Below are 10,698 nucleotides of genomic sequence, written 5' to 3'. Positions count from 1 at the left end.
ATCCCGGCCCTGCATGCTATTGATTGTTAAGTATCTGATTTTAATATAATTTTTTATTTGACTCATAGTGATATTAATAGTCATTATCGATTATTGCCTCGTTGGTTGGGGCAAAAATGCAAATGGAGAATTGTACAATGACGATCACGATTGACTTAACCGCAGACAGTTCCGGCAATGGTGTTGATCTTCATGGTTTTCTTGAAGATTTTGACAGCAACTTCTCAAGTGGAAGTGGTAATTACGGGGCGTTCCTGGGCGGTACGTCACCGACAGAAATGGGAAATCAGTTCTGGCTTGAAGATCAGGATACCGGCAGTTCCTATACCGGTGCATTTCTGGCAACAACCGGAACCGGCATGTTCGAATATGATATGTCCGACCATACCGTTGGTGGCAATCTTGATGATGTTTCCTTTGGTAGCACGCTGGGTTTCGACTCTGGTTCAGGGCTTGCTGAATTCACCGATTCGTCGGTTGATATTTCCGGCCTGAATCTTGGCGATGCCGACACCAACTCTGTCCTTGCTGAATTGCGCACGGGTGATGTGTCAACTCTGGAAAGTACTTTTGATGCTCAGGGCGTTGCCATTAACGGCAGTGCCGGGGCGGACGTGATTGGGGGCTGGGCTGGCGACGACGTTTTGACCGGCAATGGCGGTGCGGACGTGTTTGAATTTGATGCCAGCGCCAGCTTTGGTGACGATACTGTCAGTGATTTCCAGGATGGCAGCGACTTGCTGGATCTTGATTATAACGATGTCACCATCGCCGATGATGGTGCAGGCAATGCCCTGATCACGCATGCCAATGGTACCGTGACCCTGACCGGCGTTGATTTTGCCGACATTGACCAGAACGATTTTGTCTAAGGCAAAAGACGGCCCGTTCCAAGAGGGCTAATCGCGGAACGGGCGCATGGTCTTATTCCGGGTGCCGCAGCATTCTCACACAATGCGGCACCCACCTTATTCTAGCGATAAACCAGCGGATAACCAATAGTCATGCTGTGGCGTGCCAGTGCTTCTGCGTATTCATCCAATTCATCGCCCTCCCCGTCCTCAGCGTCCCCCACCTCGCTTCGCGGTGTTATGGCATCGTTGCGCAAGGTGTTTGGCATTGTTGCCGCCTTAAGTGGTGTGTCCAACATCCTGATGCTGACCGGGCCGCTTTTTATGCTTCAGGTTTATGACCGGGTTTTGGCCAGCCGCAGTGTGCCGACATTGCTGGCACTTACCGGGCTGGTGCTGGGGCTTTATCTGTTTTTGGGTACGGTCGATGCCCTGCGCGCCCGGATGCTGGTGCGCATGGGCTGGCGGGTGGATGAACAAACCGGGCCGGTGGTGCTGCGCAGTGCGGTGTCGCTGCCGCTTGATCAACCCGGGTCCGATGCCCGCCCTATCAATGATCTCGACCAGATCCGCCAGTTTCTGGGCAGTGCCGGGCCGGTAGCAATATGTGATTTGCCGTGGATGCCGTTGTTTTTGGGCATCGTGTTTTTGCTCCATCCGTGGCTGGGGATGCTGGCATTCACCGGTGGGCTGGTTTTGGTGATTCTGACATTGATCAGCGAAATGCTGTCGCGCCGCCATGTATCGCGCATGAACGGGCAGGCGGTGCGGCGCACAGCCTTGCTTGATGCCGGGCGGCGCAATGCCGAGGTTTTGCGCGCCATGGGCATGGTCCCGGCCTTTGCCGGGCGCTGGGCCATGATCAATGATCGTTATTTGCAAACCAACACCACGGCGGGCGACGTTACATCGACTTTTTCGGCCTATATCAAGGTCATCCGTCTGGCGATGCAGTCTGGCGTATTGGCCCTTGGTGCCTATCTGGCGATTTTGCAGGAAGTTTCGCCCGGAGCAATGGTGGCGGCATCGATATTAACCGCCCGCGCCCTGTCGCCGGTGGAACAGGCGATTGGCAACTGGCGCGGTTTTGTGGCCGCCCGCCAAGCCTATGCCCGTTTGCGCCGGTTGCTGGATGCAGATGGTGCGGGCACGTCCTCGTCGCGGGCATCATCTGCATCCTCGCCCCGGCTGGTGCTGCCGGCCCCGCACCAGAACCTGACGGTGCAGTCGCTGGTGGTGCAAACCATGCCCCATCGGGCAGCGGGCCATCCCAACCGGCCAGCGAGCAGACCGGCATCGGGACGCACCTTGTTAAAAATTGCCCAGCTTGAATTGCGTGCGGGCGATGGCCTGGGGGTGATTGGCCCCAGCGGGTCGGGAAAATCGACATTCGCCCGTGCCCTGGTTGGTATTGGGCATTGTGCGCAAGGCAGCATTCGCCTTGACGGAGCCGAGCTTTCGCATTGGTCGCGCGATGATCTGGGGCAGCATGTGGGGTATTTGCCGCAAGATGTGGAACTTTTTGATGATACGGTCGCGCGCAATATTGCCCGCCTTCATGCCAGGCCTGATGCGCAAAAAGTGATTGCAGCGGCAAAGCAGGCCGGAGTCCACGACCTGATCCAGTCCCTGCCCGGCGGGTATGATACGCAAATTGGCCCCGGCGGGGTGGTGCTATCGGGCGGGCAGCGCCAGCGCATTGGTTTGGCCCGGGCGCTGTTTAATGATCCGTTTTTGGTGGTTCTTGATGAGCCCAATGCCAGCCTTGATGTTGATGGCGAGCAGGCGTTGTTAAAGGCCGTTGTCGGCCTGCGTGAACGCGGGGCGATTGTGGTTATGATCGCCCATCGGCCCAATATCCTTGCCTGTGTGAACCGGGCGATGGTTATTCAGGGTGGGCAGCAGGTTGCGCTGGGATCGCGGGACGATATTTTGCGCAAAACCCTGCGCCAGGTCGGAGAAAGCGCATGATTAACCCGTTGCAAACTATTGCGGTGGCAGCAAATTCTGTTTTGCCAGCCCCCGACCGGGATGCCGACACTAATAATAGTAGCAGCCTGGCGCTGAATTCCTTGCGTCGTCATATCGTGTTTGGCGCAGTCACGGTTCTGGTGTTGTTTGGCGGTATGGCGGGCTGGCTGAGCTTTGCCAGTTTGTCGGGCGCGGTGGTAGCCAGTGGCAAGATGGTGGTCGAAAGCAATGCCAAGGTGGTGCAGCATCCCGATGGCGGCATTGTCGGTAAAATTTTTGTCCGTGATGGTGACCGCGTTCATGCGGGCGATATGCTGGTGCGCCTTGATGCAACACAGGCGCGTGCCAGCCTTGGCATTGTTGAAAGCCAGATTGACGCGTTAAGTGCGACCGAAATGCGCCTGGTTGCCGAACGCGATGATGCGATTGCACCCGTTGTGCCGCAAATTTTGGCGACACGGGCCGATCAACCCGATATTGCCGCCCTGGTTCATGCGCAAATCCGTTTGTTTAACGCCCGCCAGACCAGCCTGATGGGCGAAAAACAGCAGCTGGAGCAAAAGCGCAGCCAGTTGCATGAACGTATTGGCGGTTTGGAAGCGCAAAAAACCGCCAATGTTGAACAGCATCGCCATATTATAGACGAGCTTACCGGGCTGGAAATGCTGTTTGCCAAGCAACTGGTGCCGATTACCCGTGTGGCGGCATTGCGCCGTGAAAAAGCCAGCCTTGAAGGCCAGCGCGGCGAACTCAGTGCCGAAATTGCCGCGGCGCAAATGCAAATTGCCGAAACGCAAATGGCGATATTGCAGCTCGAACGCGACCGCCAGACCGACGTGCTGACCGACCTTGCCGATACCGACAGCCAGTTGGCCGAGTTGAAACAAAAACAGATTGCGCTGGTCGATCAGTTGCGCCGTACCGATATTCGTGCGCCCTATGATGGCACCATTTATCAGATGCAGGTGCATAGCGAAGGTGGTGTGATTGGCGCGGGCGAAAAGATTATGGGGATTGTGCCCGATCAGGATGCGCTGGTGATTGAAGCGCGCACCCGCCCGCAGGATGTGGATCAGATCCACCCCGGGCAAAAGGCGATGTTGCGCTTTACCGCCTTTAACCGCCGCACCACCCCGGAACTGGCGGGAACGGTAGATTTTGTCGCGGCTGATTTGTCGCGCGACGAGGTGACGGGGGAAAGTTTTTATCCGGTGCGGATGCATATTACGCAAGGCGAGCTTTCACGTCTGGGCGATCACCCGTTAATTCCCGGCATGCCGGTGGAAACCTTTATTGCCACGGGCGAACGCACAGCGCTGAGCTATTTTGCCAAACCGTTGCTAGACCAGTTCGCCCGCGCCTTTCGCGAAGAATAACACGGCGACGGAAAGCTGGCGTTGTGGGGGGGCAGATTAATTCGCACTTCGGATCAGATATTTCGCCCGCTGGCTCGTAATGGATAACAAAGGGGCACAGAAATGTGCCGCCGCGACAGTATTTTCAGGACCAGATAAAGGGTGCTCACCATGACAACGGATACGGCCACGCGTTTAACGCAGGACCAACCGACCCGGTTGGAACGCATAAAAGCAAACACCCGCGACGATCATCAGCAGATTGACGATATGGTCATGGCGATGAAGCCGTTTGACAATCGCGACAATTATGGCCGGTTTCTGGGCTTGCAATATTGCTTTCATGCGGTGATGAAGCCGCTTTACCATGCCGATGACCTTAACGCCCTGATCCCCGGCCTGTCAGACCGCAGCCGGTTTGACAGCGTTTGTGCCGATCTTGGTGATCTTGGCCTGCCCTTGCCCCGCGATCCCGGGGCGATCGCAGCCCCGCATAGTGGTCCGGCACGACTGGGCTGGCTTTATGTCTGCGAGGGATCAAACCTTGGGGCGGCATTTTTATTAAAAGCGGCGGTTAAACTTGGCCTTGATGACGGGTTTGGCGCGCGCCATTTGGGGGCCCATGATGACGGTCGTGGCAAGCATTGGCGGCAATTTGTTCAGCAACTCAATGGGCTTGTGTTAAATCCTGATGACGAAATTGTTCTTCGGCAAGGCGCACATGATGCGTTCGACTTTTTTCACAATCTTCTGATCATGGATCGCAAGGTGGCGGCATAAGGGGTTTGCGCGGCCTATCCCTTGGCTGAATGCGGTTTACAGACAGGATCGTCACTTGATTTCTGGGGAAACTGGCGTTATAAAGCGCGCAAGCTTTTTGTAAAACGTAACAAAGAGTGGGCCTCGGCCCGCTCTTTTGTGCATTCTGGGGTATGGCATCTTATATGGCTGAACTGATCGGACAGCAGTTGAGAGACCCGCTCTTGTCGCGGATCGCAGAAATTATTGCGCCGTCGATAGAGGCATTGGGGTTTGAACTGGTACGTGTGTCCATGATGGGCAAAGACAGCCAGATCCTGCAGATTATGGCGGATCGCCCCGAAGGAAACGGCAGCATCACCGTTGAGAGCTGTGTTGAAATCAGTCGTACTGTTTCAGCGCTGCTTGACGTGGATGACCCCATTTCCGGAGCTTATCATCTTGAAGTCAGCTCGCCTGGCATTGACCGGCCGCTGACCCGACGCAAGGATTTTGAGATTTGGCGCGGTTTTGACGCCAAGGTCGAATTGGTGGTGGCTGTTGCCGGTCGCCGCCGTTTCAGCGGAAAGCTGGATGGACTCGAAGACGATGCGGTCGCCCTGATAGTGGATGGCGAACGTGAAGTGTTGCCGTTAGCCGATATCGCCAAGGCGAAACTCGTGCTGACGGATGAATTGATCGCGCATGTCACCGGCCAGCGCCGGTCTGACGACAACGCAGAATAGAGGTTGGATATGGAAGCAACTTCGGGAATGCCGCGGCCGGAGCTTTTGCAGGTCGCTGACGCTGTCGCCCGCGAAAAAGGCATTGATCGTGACGAGGTTCTTGGTGCGATGGAGCAGGCCATTCAAAAGGCTGGTCGCTCTCGTTATGGCCATGAACATGACATTCGTGCTCATATCGACCGTAAAACCGGCGAAATCCGGCTGGCGCGCTTTATTGAAGTCACTGATGACATCGAAAACGATTTTACCCAGATGTCACTGGAACAGGCTCGTATTCGTGACGAGAATGTCGAACTTGGCGAATTTCTGATTGATCCGCTGCCGCCGATTGATTTTGGCCGTATTGCCGCACAAACGGCAAAGCAGGTTATTGTCCAGAAGGTTCGTGATGCTGAACGTGAACGTCAGTATAACGAATATCAGGACCGTATGGGCGAAGTGGTCAACGGGGCTGTCAAACGGGTTGAATTTGGTAATGTTCTGGTCGATCTGGGCCGGACCGAAGCCATTTTGCGCCGTGAAGAACTGATCCCGCGTGAAACCATGCGTCAGGGCGACCGTGTTCGTGCCCTGATTCTGGATGTTCGTCGTGAACAGCGTGGCCCGCAGATTTTTCTGTCACGCACCCATCCGACCTTCATGGCAAAGCTTTTTGCCCAGGAAGTGCCGGAAATTTACGACAACATTATCGAAATTAAATCGGTTGCGCGTGACCCTGGCTCGCGTGCTAAAATTTCGGTGCAGTCTTCGGACAGCTCGATTGATCCGGTTGGCGCTTGTGTCGGTATGCGCGGTTCGCGTGTTCAGGCCGTTGTTGCTGAATTGCAGGGCGAAAAAATCGATATCATTCAGTGGTCTGAAGACCCGGCAACCTTTGTTGTGAATGCTTTGGCTCCGGCCGAGGTGACCAAGGTTGTGATTGATGAAGAATCGAATCGCATTGAAGTGGTTGTTCCTGATGACCAGCTAAGCCTCGCAATCGGCCGTCGTGGTCAGAATGTACGGCTTGCATCGCAGTTGACCGGGTGGGATATTGATATCCTGACCGAGGAAGACGAAAGCGAACGTCGTCAGGAAGAATCACGCAAGCGGGCAGAAATGTTCATCAAGGCCCTTGATGTCGATGAAGTTATCGCCCATCTCCTTGTCGCAGAAGGTTTCACCTCGATTGAGGAAGTTGGTTACGTGCCTTTGGCCGAACTGGCAGAAATCGAAGGGTTCGGAGAAGAGCTTGCCGAAGAACTTCGGGGACGTGCGCGCGGCTATCTTGCAGAAGAAGCCGAACGTCTTCAGACCCGTCGGGGTGAACTTGGCGTTGCTGATGACCTGATTGAATTTCCGGGAATTTCCTTGGCAGTTGCCGTGCAGCTTGGTGAGAATGGCGTTAAAAATCTTGAAGATTTTGCCGATCTGGCCAGCGACGAACTGATTGAATTTGCCGGACCGACTGAAACCATTACCCTTGATCAGGCGAACGATATGATCATGGAAGCCCGCCGTCGTCTGGGTTGGTTTGATGACCTGGAAGAAGAAACCGGCGAAGCCGGGGCCGAAGGCGAAGACGCCTGACGCTGATCGGAGGGGACCATGTCGCATCGTAAAGGCGGCAAGGAACGAGAAATTCCGGAACGCCGGTGCATTGTCACCGGCGAGGTCCGGGAGAAAGAAGACCTTTTAAGATTCGTGATCGGCCCTGATAACAGCGTCGTTCCCGATCTTGATGAACGCTTACCCGGACGGGGATTATGGTTGTGCCCGTCACGGGATGTGGTAAACACCGCCTGTGCAAAAAATGCCTTTGCCCGGGCGGCGCGACAAAAAGTAGTGGTAGACCCGGCGCTGGCTGACAGGATCGAAGCAATGCTGTCACAAAGATGCATCGATCTTCTGTCGCTGGCGCGTCGTGCCGGACAGGCTGTTGCAGGGTTTGAGAAAGTTCGCGCCCAAATTGATGATGGAGCGGAACTGATTTTGGCGGCACGTGACGGTGCTGCGGACGGAAAAGCACGGATCGCGGCAAAAGCCGCCGATCTTCCGGTTTTTTCCGTTCTTAATGCTGCCGAGATTGCCGCGGCTTTTGGCCGTGATCACGCAGTACATGCGGCAGTTGCGCCAGGTGGTCTGGCGCAACGCCTAAGCCGGTCACTACAGCGGCTTGAAGGATTTCGCGCAGCCTGAAGGCAGGCAGCGCCGTACGGAAGAACAGGATTGGCCGCCAGGCGACCGATCCCGCAGGAAATGAGGAAGTTGGACGGATTATGAGTGACAGCGATCAGGAGAAGAAGCCCCTAAGCCTCAATCGATCGAAGCTTGAATTGCGCAAGACGGTCGAGGCTGGGCAGGTGCGTCAAAGCTTCTCGCACGGACGGTCCAAATCTGTGGCCGTGGAGGTGCGCAAGAAGCGTACTTTTGAACAGAACGAATCCGGCCGCTTCCGCGAAGTGAACAAGGATAATGTTGTCGAGGGCGAAAATGCCGCTCCGGCAGCACCTGCTGCTGCACCCGCAGCAGCGGCCCCGGCGGCACCGGCCCCTAAAAAACCGGCATCGGCCCCTTCAAAACCGGCCCCGGCACAGCGCCACAAACCGAAGCCTGCCCAGCAGCGCCCGCGCGCCCATGAGGAACAGGGTAACCTGACCCAGGGCGAACGTGCTGTTCGTATGGCTGCGTTGAAAGCTTCCGAGGAACGTCGCAAGCAGGAAGAAGCTGCTGCTGCCGAACAGGCACGCAAGGATGCTGCGCGTAAAATCGAGGAAGAAGCTGCACGCAAGGTAGCCGAAGCCGAAGAAGCGGCCCGTTTGGCCAAGGAAAAGGCCGAGGCACCTGCTGCCGCGGCATCCAAAGCCAAAAACGCTGATGACGAACCCGCCCGTGATGCCCAGGCACCGCGTGCGAAATTGCAGCCGCGTCCGAAACCCGAAGGCCGTAAAAAAGCTGTCGAGGAAATTACGCCTGGTGCCCCGGCTGAACCGCTGGTTCCTGAAGAGCGCCGTCGTTCGGCCCCCTCAGCTTCCAAGCCGAAAAGCCGCAAGGAACTGGACGAAGAAGAAGTTCGTTCAGCTGCTGCACGCAAGCGGGCTGAAGAAGCCGAAGCGGCCGGCCGTGGCGCGCGTGCGAAAACCGATGATAACAGCCGCCGTCGTGGCAAGTTGTCGATCAACACCGCGATGACCGGTGATGAAGGTGGCCGCCGCCGTTCGATGGCATCGATCAAGCGCCAGCAGGCGAAAACGCGGGCCCGTAACCAGGGTCAGCAAAAGCCGAAAGAAAAGATCATTCGTGAAGTTGTCGTTCCGGACGTTATTACCGTTCAGGACCTGGCAAACCGGATGGCCGAACGCGCTGCCGATGTGATCAAATCATTGATGGCGATGGGCGTTATGGCGACCATTAACCAGAGCCTTGACCCTGATACCGCCCAGCTGGTGGTTGAAGAATTCGGTCACAAGATGAAGCGTGTTTCTGACGCTGACGTTGAAGAAGCCCTGGTTGTGGCCGATGACACCGATGAACAGCTGATTTCGCGTCCGCCAGTCGTGACCGTAATGGGCCACGTTGACCATGGTAAAACGTCGCTGCTTGATGCGTTGCGTAAAACCGACGTTGTCAGTGGTGAAGCCGGTGGTATTACCCAGCATATCGGTGCCTATCAGGTGACGATGGCAAACGGTTCCAAGATCACCTTTATCGATACTCCGGGCCACGCTGCATTTACCGAAATGCGTTCACGCGGTGCCAAGGTTACCGACATCGTGGTTCTGGTGGTTGCTGCTGACGACTCGGTCATGCCGCAGACGATCGAAGCGATCAACCATGCCAAGGCTGCCAATGTCCCCATGATCGTTGCGATCAATAAAATGGACAAGCCGGGTGCGGATGCCAACAAGGTTAAAACTGCCCTTCTGCAATATGAAGTTGTTGTGGAAGAAATGGGCGGCGATGTTCAGACGATCGAGGTTTCGGCCAAAGCCGGCACCGGTTTGACCGATCTGGAAGAAGCCATCCTGTTGCAGGCCGAAGTTCTGGACCTTAAAGCCAACCCCAACCGTGTTGCTGACGGCGTTGTCGTCGAAGCGCGGATGGAAAAGGGCCGTGGCCCGGTGGCAACGGTTCTGGTACAGCGCGGCACGCTTAATACCGGTGATATCTTTGTCACCGGTCCGGAATGGGGTCGTGTTCGTGCCCTGGTCGATGACCATGGTGTGCGTATCCAGACTGCCCTGCCAGGTATGCCCGTTGAGGTTAACGGCCTTAACGGTGTTCCGTCGGCCGGTGATGACTTTGTTGTTGTCGAAACTGAAGCCAAGGCCCGTGAAGTTTCTGATTTCCGTCAGCGTCGCATCCGCGAAACGCAGGCGGCAGCGATGAAAAAATCGGCGCTTGAAAACATGTTCACCACCAATGGCGGCAGCAAGGAATTGCCGGTCGTTATCAAGGGTGACGTGCAGGGGTCGGTCGAAGCACTTATCGGCACCTTGCAGAAACTGGGCAACGACGAAGTCAGTGTTCGCGTCTTGCATAGCGGTGTTGGCGGGATTAACGAATCCGACGTCACATTGGCCCGTGCGTCGAACGCGCTGATCATTGGCTTTAACGTGCGTGCCAACCAGCAAGCCCGTGACCAGGCCCGTCGCGATAATGTCGATATTCGTTATTATTCGATCATTTACGATGTTGCCGACGACACCAAGGCGATGCTCAGCGGTATGCTGTCACCTGAAGTTCGCGAAAAATTCCTGGGTTACGCCCAGATCCGCGAAGTCTTTACCATTTCGGGCAACAAGATTGCAGGCTGCATGATCACCGAAGGGACCGTCAAACGCGGTGCCGGTGTTCGGTTGTTGCGCGACAACGTGGTTATTCATACCGGCGAACTTTCGACGCTCCGTCGCTTCAAGGACGAAGTCAAGGATGTGCGCGAAGGGTACGAATGCGGGATGTCATTTGCGAAATACAATGACATTGTCGCAGGCGACGTTATCGAGTGCTTCGAGCAGGAGGAAATCGCCGTCCAGCTTTAAGGAGGCGATGAAACTG

At 55.9% G+C, this 10,698-nt stretch carries 8 protein-coding genes; all 8 read left to right on the top strand.

The annotated features are described in order from the left end of the window. The first annotated feature begins 137 nt into the window (after window positions 1–137). The 8 genes from TMES_RS00410 to infB all read left to right on the top strand — a co-directional run bounded on the left by TMES_RS00410 (window position 138) and on the right by infB (window position 10,682). A complete protein-coding gene (locus tag TMES_RS00410; protein ID WP_085578388.1) occupies window positions 138–872 on the top strand; it encodes a calcium-binding protein in 735 nt (244 codons plus the stop codon). Between the two features lie 132 nt (window positions 873–1,004). Next, window positions 1,005–2,822, top strand: coding sequence for a type I secretion system permease/ATPase (locus TMES_RS00405; RefSeq protein ID WP_085578386.1), 1,818 nt, complete (start codon window positions 1,005–1,007; stop codon window positions 2,820–2,822). After that, window positions 2,819–4,198 carry an HlyD family type I secretion periplasmic adaptor subunit gene (locus TMES_RS00400; RefSeq protein ID WP_085578384.1) on the top strand — a complete coding sequence of 460 codons (1,380 nt, stop codon included), beginning with the start codon at window positions 2,819–2,821 and terminating at the stop codon, window positions 4,196–4,198. The genes TMES_RS00405 and TMES_RS00400 overlap by 4 nt, the downstream gene beginning before the upstream one ends. Before the next feature lie 150 nt (window positions 4,199–4,348). Continuing rightward, window positions 4,349–4,957 (top strand): biliverdin-producing heme oxygenase, encoded by a 609-nt coding sequence (locus TMES_RS00395; protein WP_085578382.1) that lies wholly within the window; start codon window positions 4,349–4,351, stop codon window positions 4,955–4,957. Window positions 4,958–5,121: 164 nt separating this feature from the next. Beyond that, the gene (gene rimP / locus TMES_RS00390; RefSeq protein WP_085579713.1) at window positions 5,122–5,661 is read left to right on the top strand and encodes a ribosome maturation factor RimP; all 540 of its coding nucleotides are present in this window, start codon (window positions 5,122–5,124) and stop codon (window positions 5,659–5,661) included. A gap of 9 nt (window positions 5,662–5,670) precedes the next feature. After that, window positions 5,671–7,230, top strand: coding sequence for a transcription termination factor NusA (nusA, locus tag TMES_RS00385; RefSeq protein ID WP_085578380.1), 1,560 nt, complete (start codon window positions 5,671–5,673; stop codon window positions 7,228–7,230). A gap of 18 nt (window positions 7,231–7,248) precedes the next feature. Continuing rightward, on the top strand, window positions 7,249–7,839 hold the full coding sequence (locus TMES_RS00380; protein WP_085578378.1) for an RNA-binding protein: 591 nt from the start codon (window positions 7,249–7,251) through the stop codon (window positions 7,837–7,839). Between the two features lie 80 nt (window positions 7,840–7,919). After that, window positions 7,920–10,682, top strand: a complete 2,763-nt coding sequence (gene infB / locus TMES_RS00375; protein WP_085578376.1) for a translation initiation factor IF-2 — start codon at window positions 7,920–7,922, stop codon at window positions 10,680–10,682. Window positions 10,683–10,698: the final 16 nt, after the last annotated feature.

The organism is Thalassospira mesophila (assembly GCF_002115755.1).
Taxonomy (GTDB): Bacteria; Pseudomonadota; Alphaproteobacteria; order Rhodospirillales; family Thalassospiraceae; genus Thalassospira; species Thalassospira mesophila.
The sequence above is the reverse complement of the archived record's forward strand: the minus strand, read 5'-3'. Positions and strand labels throughout refer to the sequence as shown.

Excerpts from the sequence above, each read along its gene's own strand:
- TMES_RS00410 (WP_085578388.1), top strand. The coding sequence starts at position 138 with ATGACGATCACGATTGACTTAACCGCAGACAGTTCCGGCAATGGTGTT.
- TMES_RS00405 (WP_085578386.1), top strand. The coding sequence starts at position 1,005 with ATGCTGTGGCGTGCCAGTGCTTCTGCGTATTCATCCAATTCATCGCCC.
- TMES_RS00400 (WP_085578384.1), top strand. The coding sequence starts at position 2,819 with ATGATTAACCCGTTGCAAACTATTGCGGTGGCAGCAAATTCTGTTTTG.
- TMES_RS00395 (WP_085578382.1), top strand. The coding sequence starts at position 4,349 with ATGACAACGGATACGGCCACGCGTTTAACGCAGGACCAACCGACCCGG.
- rimP (WP_085579713.1), top strand. The coding sequence starts at position 5,122 with ATGGCTGAACTGATCGGACAGCAGTTGAGAGACCCGCTCTTGTCGCGG.
- nusA (WP_085578380.1), top strand. The coding sequence starts at position 5,671 with ATGGAAGCAACTTCGGGAATGCCGCGGCCGGAGCTTTTGCAGGTCGCT.
- TMES_RS00380 (WP_085578378.1), top strand. The coding sequence starts at position 7,249 with ATGTCGCATCGTAAAGGCGGCAAGGAACGAGAAATTCCGGAACGCCGG.
- infB (WP_085578376.1), top strand. The coding sequence starts at position 7,920 with ATGAGTGACAGCGATCAGGAGAAGAAGCCCCTAAGCCTCAATCGATCG.